General features: G+C 73.7%; 16 protein-coding genes and 5 pseudogenes. 18 read left to right on the plus strand and 3 right to left on the minus strand.

Going from position 1 to position 18947, the window contains the following annotated elements:
- The 3 genes from UK82_RS14350 to UK82_RS14360 all read right to left on the minus strand — a co-directional run.
- A partial coding sequence (locus UK82_RS14350) for a DUF4277 domain-containing protein (protein WP_152989899.1) occupies positions 1-252 on the minus strand: 252 nt, incomplete at its 3' end.
- 126 nt (positions 253-378) lie between these two features.
- Positions 379-918: a DUF4439 domain-containing protein gene (locus UK82_RS14355; RefSeq protein ID WP_082121682.1), complete on the minus strand. Its 540-nt coding sequence runs from the start codon at positions 916-918 to the stop codon at positions 379-381.
- Complete coding sequence (locus UK82_RS14360; protein WP_236705927.1) at positions 915-1553, minus strand: hypothetical protein; 639 nt, start codon at positions 1551-1553, stop codon at positions 915-917. Before UK82_RS14360 ends, UK82_RS14355 begins: the two co-directional genes overlap by 4 nt.
- Before the next feature lie 406 nt (positions 1554-1959).
- Between UK82_RS14360 and rimP the strand changes: the two genes are divergently transcribed.
- The 18 genes and pseudogenes from rimP to UK82_RS37735 form a co-directional block, all read left to right on the plus strand.
- Positions 1960-2745, plus strand: a complete 786-nt coding sequence (rimP, locus tag UK82_RS14365; protein ID WP_055407665.1) for a ribosome maturation factor RimP — start codon at positions 1960-1962, stop codon at positions 2743-2745.
- The coding region (locus UK82_RS37715; protein WP_304438050.1) for a NusA N-terminal domain-containing protein at positions 2742-3122 on the plus strand (381 nt) is incomplete at its 3' end. The genes rimP and UK82_RS37715, both read left to right, overlap by 4 nt.
- Before the next feature lies 1 nt (position 3123).
- Positions 3124-3341, plus strand: a pseudogene (locus UK82_RS37720) (transcription termination/antitermination protein NusA); the annotation flags it as partial.
- 1 nt (position 3342) lies between these two features.
- Positions 3343-3839, plus strand: a pseudogene (locus UK82_RS37725) (transcription termination/antitermination protein NusA); the annotation flags it as partial.
- Between the two features lie 7 nt (positions 3840-3846).
- Entirely contained in the window at positions 3847-4179 is a 333-nt protein-coding gene (locus tag UK82_RS31450; protein WP_082121692.1) for a YlxR family protein, read from the plus strand.
- Positions 4180-4400: 221 nt separating this feature from the next.
- A complete protein-coding gene (infB, locus tag UK82_RS14375; RefSeq protein ID WP_055407670.1) occupies positions 4401-7445 on the plus strand; it encodes a translation initiation factor IF-2 in 3045 nt (1014 codons plus the stop codon).
- Positions 7446-7531: 86 nt separating this feature from the next.
- On the plus strand, positions 7532-7864 hold the full coding sequence (locus tag UK82_RS14380; RefSeq protein WP_044883808.1) for a DUF503 domain-containing protein: 333 nt from the start codon (positions 7532-7534) through the stop codon (positions 7862-7864).
- A gap of 202 nt (positions 7865-8066) precedes the next feature.
- Positions 8067-8666 carry a 30S ribosome-binding factor RbfA gene (rbfA, locus tag UK82_RS14385; protein WP_044883807.1) on the plus strand — a complete coding sequence of 200 codons (600 nt, stop codon included), beginning with the start codon at positions 8067-8069 and terminating at the stop codon, positions 8664-8666.
- A gap of 61 nt (positions 8667-8727) precedes the next feature.
- A complete protein-coding gene (locus UK82_RS14390; protein WP_044883806.1) occupies positions 8728-9855 on the plus strand; it encodes a bifunctional oligoribonuclease/PAP phosphatase NrnA in 1128 nt (375 codons plus the stop codon).
- Positions 9852-10016 (plus strand): annotated as a pseudogene (gene truB, locus UK82_RS37730) (tRNA pseudouridine(55) synthase TruB); the annotation flags it as partial. The gene UK82_RS14390 and the pseudogene truB (UK82_RS37730), both read left to right, overlap by 4 nt.
- Position 10017: 1 nt before the next feature.
- Positions 10018-10775 (plus strand): annotated as a pseudogene (gene truB, locus UK82_RS14395) (tRNA pseudouridine(55) synthase TruB); the annotation flags it as partial.
- A 67-nt stretch (positions 10776-10842) separates the two neighbouring features.
- Entirely contained in the window at positions 10843-11772 is a 930-nt protein-coding gene (locus UK82_RS14400) for a bifunctional riboflavin kinase/FAD synthetase (RefSeq protein WP_044883804.1), read from the plus strand.
- A gap of 232 nt (positions 11773-12004) precedes the next feature.
- A complete protein-coding gene (gene rpsO, locus UK82_RS14405; protein ID WP_009742365.1) occupies positions 12005-12274 on the plus strand; it encodes a 30S ribosomal protein S15 in 270 nt (89 codons plus the stop codon).
- Between the two features lie 279 nt (positions 12275-12553).
- Entirely contained in the window at positions 12554-14740 is a 2187-nt protein-coding gene (locus tag UK82_RS14410; protein WP_055407774.1) for a polyribonucleotide nucleotidyltransferase, read from the plus strand.
- 9 nt (positions 14741-14749) lie between these two features.
- Positions 14750-16153, plus strand: coding sequence for a pitrilysin family protein (locus UK82_RS14415; protein ID WP_095211956.1), 1404 nt, complete (start codon positions 14750-14752; stop codon positions 16151-16153).
- An 88-nt stretch (positions 16154-16241) separates the two neighbouring features.
- The gene (gene dapB, locus UK82_RS14420) at positions 16242-16994 is read left to right on the plus strand and encodes a 4-hydroxy-tetrahydrodipicolinate reductase (protein WP_044883803.1); all 753 of its coding nucleotides are present in this window, start codon (positions 16242-16244) and stop codon (positions 16992-16994) included.
- Between the two features lie 91 nt (positions 16995-17085).
- Positions 17086-18718: Hsp70 family protein (locus tag UK82_RS14425; protein WP_236705929.1), on the plus strand; the 1633-nt coding region annotated here is incomplete at its 3' end.
- A gap of 1 nt (position 18719) precedes the next feature.
- Positions 18720-18939 (plus strand): annotated as a pseudogene (locus UK82_RS37735) (Hsp70 family protein); the annotation flags it as partial.
- Between the last annotated feature and the right edge of the window lie 8 nt (positions 18940-18947).

The following is an 18947-nucleotide window of genomic DNA, read 5'->3' on the forward strand; positions in this document are numbered from 1 at the left end:
GTCGAAGACCTCCTCGACCGCCCAGGCCGCCGCCCAGTCGGCGACCCGGACCATCGCGGTCGGGCAGGTCAACCGGTTGGCGATGAGGACCTCGATGACCTGGCCGTGGGTCAGCCGGGCGTCCTCGCGGACCGGGCAGAGTCGGTCGACGACGCTGGCCACCCCAAGCCGGCGCAGGAAGTCCCGCACGACCGGCAGCGCGCCGAGCATCTTCTCCACGCTCGGAGGTCCATAACCCGCCACGACCGTCACAGGCGGGAACCGTGCCAGGCCCACCACTCCACCCCGCGGCAAACCCGACACGGAACAACCAAAAGATCACGGAACTGTCACATCGCACGAACGTGCGAAGGACAGGGCTAGCGGATCGCCGCGCGCTCACGACGCGCCCGGCAGCGCGCGGGTGGCCGTGGCGGGCGGCAGGCCTGCCGCGAGGCGCGCCCGCTGGGCCCGTACGGCCGCCCCGCCCAGAGCGTCGACGGCCAGCGCCCGGGCGTCGGCGACGAGGACGGCTGTGGCGTCGTGGGCCGCCGCGGCGCAGGCGTCCTCGATCTGGGCCAGCAGGGTCAGCGAGGCGGTGACGCTGACCGGCGTCGTGGGGATCCGGTAGGCCGGCAGGGCCGGGGAGGGCTGACCGCCGCGGGCGCCGATCGCGGCGATGAGGTCGTCGCGAAGCGCCTGATGGGCGACCCAGCTCAGCCGGGCCAGCTCCCGGGCGCCGGCGGCCGTGGGGCCCAGCGGCGCGAGCGCACCGCCCGCCGTCGCGGCGGCGTAGATCGCGGCGTGGGTGGCGGTGAGCATCGTGTTCAGGGCGGCCACGGCGGTCGCCGGCCCGGCAGCCGCAGGGCTCTCCCGGGCCGTCCCCGTCGCGGCGGGGACGGCCGCGACGACCCGCCCGTCCCGCCCACCAGGGGTCACCCGACACTCCCGACACCGCCGACACTGCCGGCGGTCGCGGCCGGCTGGCCTGCGCCGACCTGCGCGCTGTAGAGGTCGAGCAGCTCCACCTGCGCGACCCCGGCCGCGTGCAGGCTGGCCAGCAACGGCGCGAGCACGCCGCTCACGCGCAGGCTGTCGGTGCGCGCCGCGGCCGTCGCGCCGCTCTCGGAGGCGCGCAGCGAGGCCAGCGTCGCCGCGCGGGCCGGGGGCGAGTCGTCGACGACGGGGGTGGCCGCCGCCCCGGCCGGCGTGGGCCCGGCGGGTGCGGACGCCGCCGGGGTCGAGCCGGTCACTCCGGCCGCCGGGATCGTCGCGACTGCGGCGGGGACCTGCGCGCCCAGCGTCGACACGGCGACCTCGTGATGGGCGCGCAGCGGGTCGAACAGGGGACGCAGGGACGGATGGCGTTCGGCCGCGGTCCGGTAGGCCGCCGCCAACGTCATGGCGCGGTCGATCGCGCCCCGCGCCGCGGCCGTGTCCGGCGCGCTGAGCCCGCCGTTCGACGCGGTCGAGGGCGAGACCGTGGTCGTGCAGCCGGCCACCCCGACGGCGTCGGCGAGGACGAGCCCGCCGAGTCCCAGCAGGATCCGCCGCCGCGAGACGGGAATGCGCAACGCCGGGTCCACGGTTCCGAGCTTCGCACATTCCGCCGGCCGGGCTGACCGCCGTGCGACCCGCCCGGGCGATCCGTCCGCCTGCCGGCGGTACCGCGGCGCGCGGGCCGCGGCCGGCCGGCGCGGCGGCGGACGTAGGCTATGGATCTCATCCTGTTCGCCGTCGCCGTGGCCCGGTGGGTTCGTGGGCAGAGGTCCCCCGTCGGCGGGGACCTCCGTGCGTCGTCGCCGGGCAACCCGGCGGTGCATCCGTGGTGTCCGGCCGAACCTGGGTATCGCCCCTGGTGGCCGGTCGCCGGTGGCCGGCGGCGTGGCCGCCCGGGGCCCGGACGGTCGGGGGGTGGCCGGCCGGCAGGGGGCGGCGAGACGATCAGGGCAGGCGTGAACACGAGAAGGGACGGACCAGGTGTCAGGGGCGGGGGAGTCCGGTCACGGACGGGGCCGAGGCTCATCCGGAGCGGCTCGGCGGGCGGGGACCGTCCGGCCGGCGTTGCGCGACCGGTTGACGTCCGGCCTGGCCGGGGCGGGTTTCGATCTTGAGGATGTGACGGTGAGCCGGGCCGGTTCGCGCAGCCTGGTCAGGGTGGCGGTGGACCGCGACGGCGGCATCGACCTGGACGCGGTGGCCGAGGCCAGCCGGGTGGTCTCGGACCTGCTCGACGCGGCGGAGGCGGCGGGCGAGGGCCTCAGCGCCGGGCCCTACGTCCTGGAGGTCACCTCCCCGGGGGTCGACCGGCCGCTGACCGCGCCCCGGCACTGGCGCCGCGCCGTCGGGCGGCTTGTGACCGTGCGGGACAGCGCCGGGGACGTCCTGTCCGGTCGGGTGCTGTCCGCCGACGAGGCCGGGGCGGATCTGGCCGTTGCCACCGGCCCGGCCCGGCGCGGGCGACCGCAGCGGCGTCGTGTCGCGCGGGTGACCTATGCGCAGGTCGAGCGGGCGACGGTGGAGGTCGAGTTCGCGGCCGAGGGGTATGATGATCTTTCCGGTGAGTCGCCGGCACAACCGTCGGGGGACACGCCGGACGCGCCGGACTCCGGCGTGAGCGCCGAGGCGCCGCAGGCGCACGCCGCCCGTGATGGTGCGACGCGGGACGATCAGGACGATCACCCGGCGTCGCCGGGGCCGGTATCCAACGACGAGGGCCGCCAGGCCGACGCCCAGGGCGCGGCCGGTGAGGAGATGACCCGGTGAAGCTCGACGTGGCCGCGTTGCGCGGTATCGAGCGGGAGAAGGACATCGCCTTCGACACCTTGGTGCAGGCGATGGAGACGGCCCTGCTGACGGCGTATCACCACACGGCCGGGTCGGCTCCCGACGCCCGGGTGGTCATCGACCGGACGACGGGGGAGGTGTCCGTTCTCGCCCGCGAGCAGGGTCCCGACGGGACCAGTCGCGAGTACGACGACACGCCGGCCGACTTCGGCCGGATCGCGACCATGACGGCGAAGCAGGTGATCATGCAGCGCCTCCGGGAGGCGCAGCAGGAGGTCACCTACGGGCAGTACGCCGACCGTGAGCACGAGGTCGTCTCCGGCGTGGTGCAACATCACGAGCAGCGTGCCGGCTCCNAGGTGGTGCTGGTCGATCTCGGCACGATCGAGGGTGTTCTGCCGCCGGCCGAGCAGGTCCCCGGCGAGCGGCTCGAGCACGGCGACCGGATCAAGTGCTACGTGGTGCACGTCGCCCGCGGGCCGCACGGTCCCACCGTGACCCTCTCGCGAACCCACCCTGAGCTGGTCAAGGGCCTGTTCCGACTGGAGGTCCCCGAGGTCGCCGATGGCACGGTCNAGCTCGCCGCGATCGCCCGTGAGGCCGGTCACCGCAGCAAGATCGCCGTCCGCTCCAAGGTGGCCGGGGTCAATCCCAAGGGCGCCTGCATCGGGCCGATGGGTAGCCGGGTGCGTGCCGTCATGGCCGAGCTGCACGGGGAGAAGATCGACATTGTCGACTGGTCGGCCGACCCGGCAACCTTCGTCGGCAGCGCCCTGTCGCCGGCTCGGGTGGCCCGGGTCGAGGTGACGGATCTGGCGAGTCGGTCGGCGCGGGTCGTCGTCCCCGACTACCAGCTGTCGCTGGCGATCGGTCGGGAGGGACAGAACGCGCGGTTGGCGGCGCGGCTGACCGGATGGCGCATCGACATCCACTCCGACACCGAGGACCGGGCCGGCGGGCCGCCGGCCGCCGCCGAGCCGCCGCCGGCGGGTGCGCCGCGGAGGTCCGGGCCACCCGGGGTTCCGCGCCGCTCTCCCACCGCGGGTGGCCACTCCCGGGGTCGGACGGGATAGACTTATGATGGCGTGTCGTGCGGAGCCCGTCCGTACCTGTATCGGATGTCGAAGCCGTGCGCCGAGTTCCGACCTCTTGCGTATCGTCGTGGACAGCGGCGAGCTCCTGCCGGATGCTCGTCGCCGTATGCATGGTCGGGGTGCGCACGTGCATCCGGATCTGGCCTGTCTCGATCTCGCGGAGCGTCGTAAGGCGTTTCCGCGAGCGCTGCGGGTGTCAGGCCCGCTCGGGTCGGTGCAGGTCAGGCTGTACCTGGAGCGGTTCCGCCCCGCGGCAGCCGGATCCCGTCCGCGGGATCCGGTCGCCGTAAGGGCTCCGGACGGGACGAAAGTCGGGTAAAGGTAGGTGGTACGGGGGTGGTCCGCGGCAGCGGAGCGCCCGGATCAGACGGGACGGACGCCGCCAGCGACGGCGCCCGGTCCGGGAGGCGGCGCCAGATGACGTCGACAGGGAAGCAGGTCGAGACAGTGATGATCGCTCAATGAGCACCCAGCCATGATCACGACCGGCAGGTAACGAGGTCACGCGGGCACGGACCGCGGGCCGAACGAAGGAGCACCGTGGCAGGAAAGGCCCGCGTACACGAGCTCGCCAAGGAGCTTGGTGTCGACAGCAAGACCGTGCTCGCCAAGCTCAAGGATCTGGGCGAGTTCGTGAAGTCCGCTTCGTCTACCGTCGAAGCCCCCGTCGTCCGCAAGCTGAAGGAAGCCTTCCCCACCGAGGGCGGGCCCGCCTCGGGCGGGCGTCCTGGCGGTCGGCCGGCGCCCGGTAACGGCGCCCGCCCAGCGCCGCCGCGCCCGGGCCTCGCGCCTCGTCCCGGCCCTCGTCCCGTCCCCGGTCGTCCCGGCCCGGCCGGTCGTCCCGGCCCGGCCGCACCGCCGGCACCGAGTGCGCCGGCACCTGGCGCTCCGGCGCCGAGCGTGCAGGCATCCCCGCCGCGGCCCGCCGCGGCGAGCGCGGCCGCGCCGCCGCCCGCCGCGGCGTCGGCTCCTCCGGTGTCCTCCCCGGCCGCTCCGTCGGGCCCCCGGCCCGGCCCGCGTCCCGCCGGCCCCGCGGCCCCCGGCCGCGGGCGTCCCGGCGCCCCGGTTCCGCCGCCCGGCGGCAGCGCTCCCAGCGGTCCGTCCGCCGGTGGCCCTCGTCCCGGTCCGCGCCCCGGCCCCCGGCCGTCCGCGCCCGGCAACAACCCGTACACGACGCCGTCCGCCGGGCCCCGCCAGTCGGCCGGTCAGTCCGGCTCCGGCCCGGCCTCTCCGCCGCGCCCGGGTGCGCCGCGCCCGGGTCCTCGCCCGGGTGGCCCTCGCCCCGGTGCTCCCGGCGCCGGTGGTCCTCGCCCCTCGCCCGGCTCGATGCCGCCGCGTCCCGGCTCACGCCCTGGTGGTGCCGGCGGGATGCCGCCGCGGCCGGGTGGTAGCGGCGGTCCGCGGCCCAACGCGAACATGTTCCAGCCCCGTCCCGCGGGCGGCGCTCCCGGTCGTCCCGGTGGCGGCGCACCGGGTCGTCCCGGTGGTGGCGGCGGCAGTGGCGGCCCGCGTCCCGGCGGTTTCGCCGGTCGCGGCGGCGCTCCCGGTCGTCCCGGTGGTGGCGGTGGCGGCGGCGGTGCCGGTGCCCCCGGTCGTCCCGGTGGCGGCGGTGGCGGTCGTCCCGCGGCGGGTGGCCGCGGGCGTGGCGGTACCACGGCGGGCGCGTTCGGCCCCGGTGGCCGCGGCCGTCCGGGCCGTCAGCGCAAGTCCAAGCGCGCGAAGCGGCAGGAGTGGGAGAGCGGCCTGGAGGCGCCGCGGATGGGCGCGATGGTCCCCCGTGGCAACGGGCAGGCCATCCGACTTCCGCGTGGCGCCTCGCTGGCCGACTTCGCGGACAAGATCGACGCGAATCCCGGTGCGCTGGTCCAGGTCGTCTTCACCCAGCTCGGTGAGATGGTGACCGCGACGCAGTCCTGCACCGACGAGACGCTGCAACTGCTTGGCGTGACCCTCGGGTACGAAGTGCAGATCGTCAGCCCGGAGGACGAGGACAAGGAGCTGCTGGAGAGCTTCGACCTGTCCTTCGGCGGCGAGTACGGCGACGACGTCGAGCTCAGCATCCGGCCGCCGGTCGTGACCGTCATGGGTCACGTCGACCACGGCAAGACGAAACTGCTCGACGCCATCCGCTTCACCGACGTGGTCGCGGGCGAGGCCGGCGGCATCACCCAGCACATCGGCGCCTACCAGGTGCGGGCCACGGTCGACGGCGACGAGCGGCCGATCACCTTCATCGACACCCCGGGTCACGAGACGTTCACCGCCATGCGTGCCCGAGGTGCCCAGGTCACCGACATCGTGGTCCTCGTGGTCGCGGCCGACGACGGGGTGAAGCCGCAGACCATCGAGGCGCTCAACCACGCCCAGGCGGCCGGGGTGCCGGTCGTCGTGGCCGTCAACAAGGTCGACAAGGAGGGCGCCGACCCGGCGAAGGTGCGCGGTCAGCTCACCGAGTACGGCCTGGTCGCCGAGGAGTACGGCGGCGACACGATGTTCGTCGACGTCTCCGCCCGCAACAAGACGAACATCGACGGGCTGCTCGAGGCGATCATCCTGACGGCCGACGCCTCGCTGGACCTGCGGGCCCCGACGGGTACGGAGGCGCAGGGCGTCGCGATCGAAGGCCGGCTCGACCGCGGCCGTGGCCCGGTGGCGACCGTGCTGGTCCAGCGCGGCACGCTGCGGGTCGGCGACTCGGTGGTCGCCGGTGAGGCGTTCGGCCGGGTTCGGGCGATGCTCGACGAGCACGGCGGTCAGGTGACCGAGGCGGGTCCGGCCCGCCCGGTGCAGGTGCTCGGCTTCACCAGCGTTCCCGACGCGGGTGACAACTTCCTGGTGGTGCCCGAGGACCGGGTCGCCCGCCAGATCGCCGAGCGCCGGCAGGCGCGGGAGCGCAATGCCGAGCTCGCCCTCAGCCGTGGCCGCCCGACGCTGGAGACGATCCTCGAGCGGATGAAGGAGGGCGAGAAGACCCAGCTCAACCTCATCCTCAAGGGCGACGTCTCCGGTTCGGTCGAGGCTCTCGAGGACGCCCTGCTCAAGATCGATGTCGGCGACGAGGTCGGCCTGCGGATCATCGACCGGGGCGTCGGTGCGATCACCGAGACCAACGTCATGCTGGCGTCGGCGTCGGACGCGGTCATCATCGGCTTCAACGTCCGCCCGCAGGGCAAGGCGACGGAGCTGGCCGATCGCGAGGGTGTCGAGGTCCGGTACTACTCGGTGATCTACCAGGCCATCGAGGACATCGAGAACGCCCTCAAGGGCATGCTCAAGCCGGTCTACGAGGAGGCGCAGCTCGGTACCGCCGAGGTGCGCGAGGTCTTCCGGGTGCCGCGGATCGGCAATGTCGCGGGTTCGCTCGTCCGCTCCGGCATCATCCGCCGCAACACCAAGGCCCGTCTCATCCGCGACGGCGTGGTCGTGGCGGACAACCTCACGGTCGAGTCGCTCAAGCGGTTCAAGGACGACGCGACCGAGGTCCGTGAGGGCTACGAGTGCGGTATCGGTCTCGGGTCGTTCAACGACATCAAGGTCGACGACGTCATCGAGACCTTCGAGCAGCGGGAGGTTCCCCGCGTCTGAGGCACGTTGCCGGTCGGTGCCGGCCGGTCGGGCGCCTGCGCGTCCGGCCGGCACCGGCGGTCCGTGTCGCACCGCGGGAGGCGATCATGTGGATCGGGACTCTCAGCCTTGACCTGCTGCTCGGCGATGTGCACTCGCTGAAGGAGAAGCGCTCGGTGGTCCGGCCGATCGTGGCCGAACTGCGCCGTCGGTTCGCCCTCAGCGTCGCCGAGACGGGGCATCTCGACCTGCACCGGCGGGCCGAGATCGGGATGGCGGTCGTCGCCGCCGACCGTGCGCACTGCATCGAGGTCCTGCACGCCTGTGAACAGTTGGTGGCAGGGCGCCCCGAGGTCGAGATCCTCGCCGCGCGCGAGCGCTGCCTGGCCGAGGACGACGCTGACGGGCAGTCCCACCTGTCGGCGGGCACCCTCGACTGAGCCGCTCGCCGGAGGGCGCCAGGCGCCTGCCCCGGGCGTCGCCCAGGCGATCGGGCATCCGGCGGGCGGCGGGAACTCCCGCGCGGTAGCTGTCTCCCGTGCGGAAGCGATCCCCGCGCGGTATCGGTCACGGTGGCGTCTCCGAGTGGGCGGGATCGCGGCGGGAACGACGCCGAGGTAACACGGAGCGAGGAGGTCTACGGTGGCTGATCCGGCCCGGGCACGGAAGCTGGCCGTGCGAATTCGTGAGGTGGTCGCGTCCGCGCTGGAACGAGGCGTGAAGGATCCCCGCCTCGGCATGGTGACGGTCACGGAAGTGCGGGTCACACCCGACCTGGTCGACGCGACCGTGTTCTACACCGTGTACGGCGATGAGGCCGCACGCCGTGCGTCGGCGGAGGCCCTCGAGTCCGCTCGCGGGCTGCTGCGCAGCCAGGTCGGCCGCGCCACCGGCGTGAAGGTCACCCCGACCCTCACCTTCGTGCACGACCGGCTGCCCGACGACGCCAAGCACCTGGAGGAGCTGATCAGCGTCGCCCGGGAGCGGGATGCCCGGCTCGCCGAGGTGCGCCGCGACGCCCGGCCGGCGGGCGACGACGATCCCTACCGCCGTCCGCGGACCGCCGACGACGACGTCGAGGACGACGTGGACACCGACATCGTCGACGAGTTCGACGATGTCGAGGAGTTCGACGCGGACGATGCCCTGGGCGGAGATGCCAGGGCTCGGGAGGCCGGCGCGGTCGGCGGTCACCAGGTGTATCCGGCATCACCCGGCGGCGAGCCGACCGTCGGGCGCTGAGAGTGATAAGCCGCTCCAAGGGGACGAACCGCCGGCGCGCCGGTGGGCCACGGACACGGCGATGGGACGGGCGATGAGCGACGCGAGCGATCTCGTGGCGGCCGACCGGGCGGCCGTGGTGGCCGCGCTGGCGGCGGCCGCCGACGCCGGTGGCGACATCCTGCTCGTCGCGCACGTCAATCCCGACGGTGACAGCCTCGGTTCGGCGCTGGCCCTCGCGTTGGCGCTGCGGACGCTCGGGGCGCGGCCGAGGGTGTCCTTCGACGCCGAGCCCTTCGCCGTTCCCCGGACCCTGCGCTTCCTTGCCGGCCAGGAGCTGCTCGTCGATCCGGTGGCGATCACCGCCCGGCCGGGTCTCGTGGTCTGCCTGGACGCGGCCAGCCGGTCCCGGCTCGGCCGACTCGCCCAGATCACCGCCGGCAGCCGGATGGTCGTCGTCGATCATCACGCCTCCAACACCCGTTTCGGCGACCTCAACCTCGTCGACAGCGAGGCCGCGTCGACCAGCGCGATGGTCGTCGGCCTGATCGACGCCCTCGGGGTGGCGCTGGACGCGGACCTGGCCGCGGCGATCTACACCGGCCTGGTCACGGACACCGGCTCCTTCCGGTTCGCGGCGACGACGCCCGCGGTGCACCGCCTGGCCGCGCGCCTGCTGGCCACCGGCATCCGGCACGATCTGATCAGTCGGGCGTTGTGGGACACCCACCCGTTCGGCTACCTCAAGCTCCTCGGCGAGGTGCTGGGCCGGGCCCGGCTGGAACCCGAGCACGACCTGACCTGGACCTGGTGCGCCCAGGCCGACCTGCGGGCCTCGGGGCTGGACTACGACGAGATCGAGGGCTTCATCGACACGTTGCGTACGGCGTCCGAGGCCGAGGTCGCCGTGATCTGCAAGCAGGACGACGGCGTCTGGAAGGTCTCCGTACGGTCCAAGGGGAGCGTTGACGTCGGCGCGCTGTGTGCCGGTCTTGGGGGCGGCGGCCACCGGCTGGCCGCAGGCTTCGTGACGAGCGCGGAGCTGCCGGAGCTCATGGACACGGTGCGGGCGGCGCTGGCTCTGGCGCCGCGGCTGGCCGACCCCGCGGGCGGGGCCCTGACCGGCCCCGACGCTGCCGCTGGGCGCACCTCCGCAGTCGCCCCCGCCCAGGGTCGGGCCGGGCGGGGGCCGGCCGTGAGCGTCCGGTGAGCCCGCGGGGATCCCGCCCGGCGGGGGGGCCGCAGGTCGACGGGCTGGTCGTCGTCGACAAGCCGCCCGGGCTCACCTCGCACGACGTGGTCGCCCGTGCCCGGCGCATCCTGGGTCAACGCCGCGTCGGTCATGCCGGCACCCTCGACCCGATGGCGACCNGCGTGCTCCTGCTTGGCGCCGGCCGGGCCACGAGGCTGCTGGGTCACCTCGCGCTCACGGACAAGGTGTATGACGCGACGATCCGACTCGGTCGCACCACGACGACCGACGACGCCGAGGGCGAGCCACTCGAGGACCGGCCCGTCGACGTCGACCCCGCGCGGCTCGCGCGGGCGATGGCGGCCCTGACCGGGTCGATCGACCAGGTGCCATCGAGCGTCAGCGCGGTCAAGGTCGGCGGGGTACGCGCCTACGCCCGGGTGCGGGCCGGTGAGCAGGTCGAGCTCGCCGCCCGCCGGGTCACGGTGCACCGCTTCGACCTGCTCGCCCGCCGCGCCGCCGACGGCGCGGCGGACCAGGGGGGCTGCGATCTCGACGTGACGGTCGGCTGCTCCAGCGGGACCTACATCCGGGCGCTCGCGCGTGACCTCGGGGCGGCGTTGGGCTGTGGAGGGCACCTGACGGCGCTGCGGCGCACCGTCGTGGGGCCGTTCGGGCTGGGCCGGGCGGTGAGCCTCGACACGTTCGCCGAGCTGGGCGCGGGGGCGGTCATCGGCTTGTCGGAGGCCGTCTCGGCCGGTTTCGCGCGCCGGGACGTGGCCGGGGACGCGGCGGTCGACGTGCGCCACGGCCGCCGGTTGGCGCCGGTAGGGCGGCCGGGCACCTACGGCGTGTTCGGCCCGGACGGGTCCGTGCTGGCACTGGTCGAGGAAAGCGCCGAGGCGGTCCGCTCGCTGGTCGTGTTCGCCCCGGCCTGACCCCCGTGCGCGGCAGGGGGCGGGCGGCGCTCGACCGTACCGCGCGAGAATGTCCTAGGCTTCCCACGTGCAAACGTGGCGAGGGGCGGAGAACACGCCGGCCGAGTGGCGCGGCGGGGTCGTCACGATCGGTTTCTTCGACGGGGTGCACCTCGGGCATCGGCAGATCATCGGGCAGGCGGTGCGTCGCGCCCGGGACCGCGGCGAGCGGGCCGTCGTCCTCACCTTCGATCCGCATCCGGGGGAGGTACTGCGCCCCGGCAGCCATCCGGCCCTGCTGACGACGTTGCGCCACAAGGCCGAGCTGCTTGCGGCGATCGGCGTCGACGCGCTGTGCGTGCAGCCGTTCACGCTGGACTTCAGCCAGCTCCCCCCGGCCGAGTTCGTGCACGGAATGCTGGTCGAGCGGCTCGGCGCGAGCGTGGTCGTGGTGGGGGAGAACTTCACCTACGGCCACCGGGCCGCCGGCACGCTGGCCACGCTGGCGGCGGACGGGGCTCGGGAGGGGTTCGAGGTCGACGGGGTCCGCCTGGTCCGCTCGGGGGACCGGGTGCTGTCCTCGACCGAGATCCGCCGCCGCGTCGCCGAGGGCGACGTGGAGTCGGCCGCGGTGGCCCTGGCCCGACCACACCGGGTCGAGGGCGTGGTGGTGCACGGTGACGCCCGCGGCCGGACGATCGGCTACCCGACGGCAAACGTCGAGGTGACGCCGTGGGCGGCGGTGCCGGCCGACGGGGTGTACGCCGGGTTCGCCTGCTGGGACGGCCGCCGCCAGCCCGCCGCGATCTCGATCGGCACGAACCCGACGTTCGCCGGCCGGGAGCGGCGGGTGGAGGCCTTTCTGCTGGACTTCGACGGGGATCTCTACGGCGAGTACATGGCCTACGAGTTCACCAGCCGCCTGCGTCCGACGCTGCGTTTCGAGTCGGTGGATGAGCTCGTCACGCAGATGGCTGTCGACGTCGAGGCGACCAGAACGGTCACGCTGCCCGTCTGAGCGTGGGCCCCGGCTGAGCGTCGGCCCGGTCGGGGAGCCCGGCCGCGGGTGGAGGTCCGCGGGTACGGGGGTCACCGGTGCCCGAGCGGTTCCCCTCGGGTTGATAGGCTTCGGGTCCAGGCGGGTGCGGCGTGTCCGGACCACACGGCGATGAGGCCGTGGTCCGGCGGTCGGTTCGGGTGAGGAAGACCCCGGGCGCGCGCCGTCCCGAAGCAGAAGGAGAGGGTGGAGCGTGCCGCTCGCGAGCGACGTCAAACAGAAGATCATGTCCGATTACGCCACCGTTGAGCGGGACACCGGCTCGCCCGAGGTGCAGGTCGCGATGCTGACCCGTCGGATCAGCGACCTGACCGAGCACCTCAAGGTGCACAAGCACGATCATCACAGCCGCCGGGGTCTGCTCCTGCTCGTAGGGCGCCGCCGCCGGCTGCTGAACTACCTGTCGAAGACGGATATCAACCGATACCGGGCCCTGATCGAGCGACTCGGGCTACGGCGGTAGCGCGAAGAGGGAGCGGCCCTTCGGGGACGCTCCCTCTGACGCATCGGGGGTAGATACCAGATGCGTCGCCCGCCGGCGGAGGTCTCCGCCGGCGGATCGGAGGAGCTGGCCGGGATCCGTGGTGGCGAGAGCCGCCGGTCCTCGGTCGTGGTCGCCGGGAGCGGGCAATGCCCTCCCCGGGGGCTTCGACTGAGCACCGGCATCCTCGAGACGCGGACACGGCCGGAGAACAAGATCGGCTGCGTGGACCCGGCCGACGAAGAGGATGGAGTGGTTCGAGTGGACGACTCGACACATGCGGCCGAGGCGGTCATTGCGACCCCGGCCGGAAACCGTACGGTGCGGTTCGAGACCGGTCGGCTGGCCAGGCAGGCCGCCGGTTCCGCCGTCGCCTACCTGGGCGACACGATGGTGCTCTCGGCGACGACGGTCAGCAAGCAGCCCAAGGAACAGCTCGACTTCTTCCCGCTGACGGTGGACGTCGAGGAGCGGATGTACGCCGCCGGGCGGATCCCCGGCTCGTTCTTCCGTCGCGAGGGCCGGCCGAGTGAGGACGCGATCCTCACCTGCCGCCTCATCGACCGGCCGCTGCGCCCCTCGTTCGCCAAGGGGCTGCGCAACGAGATCCAGGTCGTGGCCACGGTGCTGGCCCTCGACCCGGACACGCTCTACGACGTGGTCGCGATCAACGCGGCCAGCGCGTCGACGACCCTGTCCGGACTGCCCTTCACCGGCCCGATCGGCGCGACCCGGGTCGGGTACGTCGACGGCGAGTGGATCGCCTTCCCGACGCATTCGGAGCTGGCCCGGGCCACCTTCGACATGGTCGTGGCCGGTCGCGTCGTCGAGGACGGCTCGGATGTGGCGATCATGATGGTCGAGGCCGAGGCCACTCCGGGCACGGTGGAGCTGATCGCCGGCGGCGCGCCCGCGCCGACCGAGGAGGTCGTCGCCGCGGGTCTGGAGGCCGCCAAGCCCGCCATCCGCGAGCTGTGTCGGGCCCAGAGCGAGCTGGCCTCGCTGGCCGGCAAGGCGACGCGGGAGTTCCCGGTCTTCATCGACCATCACGACGACGTGCTCGAGGCCCTGTCCGCCGCCGTGGGCGACGAGCTGTCCGCCGCGCTGCGCATCGCCGGCAAGGCCGAGCGGGAGAACGAGCTCGACCGGGTCCGCCAGTTGGCCGCGGAGAAGGTCGCCGCCCAGTTCGAGGGGCGGGAGAAGGAGATCGGCGCCGCCTACCGGGCGCTGACCAAGAAGCTCGTCCGCTCCCGCATCGTCACCGAGGGCGTGCGGATCGACGGCCGGTCGACGACGGAGATCCGGGAGCTGTCGGCCGAGGTCGACTACATCCCGCGCGTGCACGGCTCGGCGCTGTTCGAGCGGGGTGAGACGCAGATCCTCGGCGTCACCACGCTGGCGATGCTGCGCATGGAGCAGACGGTCGACACGCTCAACCCCGACCGGACCAAGCGCTACATGCACAACTACAACTTCCCGCCGTACTCCACCGGCGAGACCGGCCGGGTCGGGTCGCCGAAGCGGCGCGAGATCGGCCACGGCGCGCTCGCCGAGCGGGCGCTGCTGCCGGTGCTGCCCAGCCGCGAGGAGTTCCCCTACGCGATCCGGCAGGTCTCCGAGGCGCTGGGCTCCAACGGTTCGACGTCGATGGGGTCGGTCTGCGCGAGCACGCTGTCCCTGCTCAACGCCGGTGTGCCGCTCAAGGCGCCGGTCGCCGGCATCGCGATGGGACTCGTGCACGCCGACGACGCCTACGTCACGCTGACCGACATCCTCGGCGCCGAGGACGCGTACGGCGACATGGACTTCAAGGTCGCCGGCACCCGCGACTTCGTCACCGCCCTGCAGCTCGACACCAAGCTCGACGGCATCCCCGCCTCGGTGCTGGCCTCGGCTCTGCAGCAGGCTCGCGGCGCGCGGCTGGCGATCCTCGACGTCATGGCGGAGGCGATCGGCAGCCCGGACGAGATGTCCGCGCACGCCCCGCGGGTCATCTCGGTGAAGATCCCGGTCGACAAGATCGGCGAGGTCATCGGGCCCAAGGGCAAGATGATCAACCAGATCCAGGCGGACAGCGGTGCCGAGATCACCGTCGAGGACGACGGCACGATCTACATCGGTGCGGTGGACGGCCCCTCGGCGGAGTCCGCCCGCTCGGCCATCAACGCGATCGCCAACCCGCAGATGCCCGAGGTCGGCGAGCGGTACCTCGGTACCATCGTCAAGATCACCAACTTCGGGGCGTTCGTCTCGCTCACCCCGGGTCGGGACGGCCTGCTGCACGTGTCCAAGCTCAAGACGCTCTCGGGCGGCAAGCGGGTGGAGAAGGTCGAGGACGTGCTGACCGTGGGACAGAAGCTCCAGGTGGAGATCACCGAGATCGACGCCCGCGGCAAGATCAGCCTTTCTCCGAGCGCCGAGGCCGCGGACGCGGCGGCGGCTTCCTGACGGCCCGCCGTGTCCGACACCCCCACCCCTGACCTGACCCGCTCCACCGACGGCACCGGCACCTCGGTCCGAGGCGCCGCGGACGCCGGTGAGCGGGTGGCCCGCCTGCTCGCCGGGGGCTCCAGTAGCGAGACGTTGCTGGGCGGCGCGGTGCGGCGCACCGTGCTGCCCGGCGGGTTGCGGGTGATCACCGAGCGCGTCCCCGGGGTCCGCTCGGCCGCGATCGGCGTCTGGGTGGGCGTCGGCTCGCGGGACGAGACCCCGGTGACCGCCGGCTGTTCCCACTATCTCGAGCACCTGCTGTTCAAGGGCACCCCGACCCGGGACGCCCTGACGATCAGCGCGTCGGTCGAGGCGGTCGGCGGTGACCTCAACGCGTTCACGAGCAAGGAGTACACCTGCTACTACGCGCGGGTGCTGGACTCCGACCTCGCGATGGCCGTCGGCGTCGTCGCCGACATGGTCACCAACTCGCTGGTGACCGCCGACGACGTCGAGGCCGAGCGTGGCGTGATCCTCGAGGAGATCGCCATGCACGAGGACGACCCTGGCGACGTCGTCCATGACGTCTTCGCCGAGGCGATGCTCGGCGCGTCGGCGCTCGGCCGGCCGGTGCTCGGCACGATCGAGTCGATCGAGGGGCTCGGCCGCGAGACGATCGCCGACTACTACCGTTCCCGGTACGTCCCACCGGCGATGGTCGTCTCGGTCGCCGGGAACCTGGAGCACGATCGTGTGCTCGCGCTCGTCGCGGACGCCTTCGGCGACCATCTGACGTCGGCCGGGGATCCGTCGGCGGTGCGCGCCGGCCGCTACGACTACCCGCCGGCGCCCGGCATCGTCGTGTCGGAGCGGCCCACCGAGCAGGCGAACCTCGTGCTGGGCACGGTCGGTCTGTCCCGGCACGACCCGCGCCGCTTCGCGCTCGGGGTGCTCTCGACGGCGTTGGGCGGTGGGATGAGTTCCCGGCTGTTCCAGGAGGTCCGCGAGAAGCGGGGCCTGGCGTACTCGGTGTACTCGTTCGCGTCGCACTTCGCCGACGCCGGCCTGTTCGGCGTCTACGCCGGCTGCGCCCCCAAGCGTGCCGACGAGGTCCTGGCGATCGCCCGGGACCAGGTGCGGTCCATCGCCGAGCACGGGATCAGCGCCGAGGAGCTCGACCGCGCCCGCGGACAGAGCCACGGCTCTCTCGTCCTCGGCCTGGAGGACACCGGCTCGCGGATGAGCCGTCTCGGCAAGAGTGAGCTCGTCCACGGCGAGCTGCTGTCCGTCGACGAGATCATCGCCCGGGTGGACGCGGTCACCCTGGACGACGTCACGCAGGTGGCGGCGACGCTCGTCGAGCAGCCCTGGGCGCTCGGCGTCATCGGGCCGTTCGACGACCACGACTTCGGCGCGGCCGTCGCCCGTTGAGTCGTGGGCCCGGCCCGGGCCCACGGACGGCCGGTTCGGCCGCGGCGGCGGAGGGCGGCGATCGGCGTCCGCCACGGAGGGGAGAGGCATGAGCGAGCAGCTCACGGTGGGGGTTCTCGGTGCACGTGGCCGCATGGGGTCGACGGTGTGTGCCGCCGTCGAGGCCGCCCCGGACCTCGCGCTCGTCGCCGCGCTCGATGTCGGCGACGACCGGGACGCGCTCGCGGCGGCCGACGTGGTCGTGGACTTCACCACGCCGGACGCGGTGCTCGACAACGTCCGCTGGTGCGTCGAGGCGGGCCGGCACGTCGTCGTCGGCACCACCGGCTTCGACGACCAGCGGCTGGCCACGGTGCGCGGCTGGCTCGGCGACGCGCCGAAGGTCGGAGTGCTGGTCGCCCCGAACTTCGGGGTGGCTGCCGTGCTCATGATGATGTTCGCCGCCCGCGCCGCCCGCTTCTTCGACTCCGTCGAGATCGTCGAGCTGCACCATCCCAACAAGGTCGACGCGCCGAGCGGCACCGCCCGGCGCACGGCCGAGCTCGTGGCGCAGGCGCGCACGGCCGCCGGACTCGCGCCGGGCGGGCCGGACGCGACGGCCACGGCGCTCGACGGCGCCCGCGGCGCCCGGGTCGCGGGCGTGCCCGTGCACGCCGTGCGCCTCGCGGGCCTCGTCGCCCACCAGGAGGTGCTGCTCGGTGGCGCGGGGGAGACCCTGACCCTGCGGCACGACTCCTACGACCGCACCTCCTTCATGCCGGGCGTGCTGCTCGCCGTGCGACGCATCGCCGACCGTCCCGGCCTGACCGTCGGCCTGGAGCACCTGCTCGACCTGGACTGACCGGCTCGAGCTGGACTGACCGGCTCGAGCTGGATCAGTCGCCGGGTGTCCTGCGCGGGGCGGCTCCACCGCGAAAGATAGGTTTCCGGGTGTGGTCGGACATGTCGACTGCCGGCCGCCGGCGGGTACCCGCAGCGTCTTCGGAATCGATCTGGGCACGACGTTCAGTTGCCTGGCCCGCGTGTCGGGCGCCGGGGAGCCGCAGATCGTGCCGCTGTCCGACGGCGCGTTGACGCTGCCGAGCGTCGTGCTGTTCGTGGGCACGGACGACTACCTCACCGGGCAGACCGCCCGCGAGCTTGCCCGGGCCCGACCCGACGACGTCTGTTCGCTGGTCAAGAGGCGGATGGGCGATGGCGACTGGCGCTTCATCACCCAGGGTGCGGCCTGGTCCGCGCCGGCCGTCAGCGGCCTGATCCTCAAGGCGCTGGTCGCCGACACGGCGCTTGCCACCGGCGAGCGGGTGGAGGACGTCGTGATCACCGTTCCGGCGTACTTCGGCGACGAGGAGCGCCGGGCGACGGTGCTGGCCGGCGAGTACGCGGGGCTCAACGTCGTCGATGTCATCAACGAGCCGACCGCGGCGGCCCTGTCCTACGGGTTCGCCCGCTTCGAGATCGGCAGCCGGCGTAGCCTCGGTGGACCCGGCACCGCGGCAGAGGAGGTCGCCCTCGTCTACGACCTGGGCGGCGGCACGTTCGACGTCACCGTCGTCGAGCTCGCGGACCGGCGGGTCGCCGTCGTCGCCATCGACGGCGACCATCAGCTCGGCGGCGCCGACTGGGACGAGAAGATCGTGCTGCACCTGTGCGACCGGTTCCTCACCGAACATCCGGGCGCCCCGGACCCTCTCGACGAGGGAGCGGGCTCCCAGGCGCTGCTGCTCGCCGCCGAGCGGGCCCGCCGGGACCTCACCGACGTCGCCACCACCACCGTCGTCGTCGAGCACGCCGGCCGCCGCACCGGGGTGGTGCTGACCCGCGACGAGCTGGAACGGCTCACCGCCGGGCTGCTCGACCGGACCGTCGCCCTGACCCGGGCCGCCCGCGACGCGGCGCTCGCCCGCGGGGTCCGCGGCATCGACCGGATCCTGCTCGTCGGCGGTGCCTCCCGGATGCCCGCCGTGGCCCGCCGGCTCGCCGCCGAGTTCGGGGTGCCCGTCGAACTGTCCGACCCGGATCTCGCGGTCGCCCGCGGCGCCGCCGTCTACGGCGAGAAGAAGGCCCTGGAACGGCTGGTGCTCGCCGATCTGGTCACCCGCGGCCAGCTCGTCGACGGCGCCGGGGTGGACGCCGCCGCCCCGGCCGATCTGGACGCGGCCTGCCGGCGGCTCGCCGACGCGCTCGGCCTGCCCGCCCAGCGGGTGCGTCGGACCGTCGAGGTACAGGTTGTCAATGTCGTCTCCCGCGGCTTCGGCGTGCTGGCACTCAGCCGCCTCGGCGAGCAGGGCGCGGTGTTCCTGGTGCACCGCAACGACCGGCTGCCGATCGCGGTCCGGCGGTCCTTCGGGACCGTGCGCGACGACCAGGACGCCGTCACCGTCTACGTGGTCGAACAGGCCGGCGGCCTGGAGTCGACCCGGGTCGAGGACAACAAGGTGATAGCCGAAGCCGAGATCACCGGCATCCCGCCCGGCTTCCCGGCCGGGTCGCAGATCCAGATCGTCTTTCGGATGGGCTTCGACGGCATCCTCGAGGTCACGGCCACCCACGAGGGTCTCGCCGNCCGACCGCTGACGGTGCGGGTCGAGACGTCGGCGGCGCTGAGCCAGGCCGACGTGGCCCGAGAGCGGGAGCAGGTCGCCCGGGCCCGCCGGGAACGCGGTGGCCTCCCGGGCGTCGACGGCCGGCCGGGTCTCGGCGGCCCCCCCGGGGGACCTGGCGGATCTTCCGGGCCGGGCGGGCCGAAGGGCGGCCTGGGCGGTATGCCGGACGGCTGGGTCTGACGGGGGGA

The organism is Frankia sp. ACN1ag, assembly GCF_001414035.1.
GTDB classification, from domain to species: domain Bacteria; phylum Actinomycetota; class Actinomycetes; order Frankiales; family Frankiaceae; genus Frankia; species Frankia torreyi.

What these genes read in the sequence shown, in the direction of transcription:
- UK82_RS31450 (WP_082121692.1), top strand. Translation starts at nt 3,847, where the DNA reads ATGGCGTGTCGTGCGGAGCCCGTCCGTACCTGTATCGGATGTCGAAGC.
- UK82_RS14380 (WP_044883808.1), top strand. Translation starts at nt 7,532, where the DNA reads ATGTGGATCGGGACTCTCAGCCTTGACCTGCTGCTCGGCGATGTGCAC.
- UK82_RS14390 (WP_044883806.1), top strand. Translation starts at nt 8,728, where the DNA reads ATGGGACGGGCGATGAGCGACGCGAGCGATCTCGTGGCGGCCGACCGG.
- dapB (WP_044883803.1), top strand. Translation starts at nt 16,242, where the DNA reads ATGAGCGAGCAGCTCACGGTGGGGGTTCTCGGTGCACGTGGCCGCATG.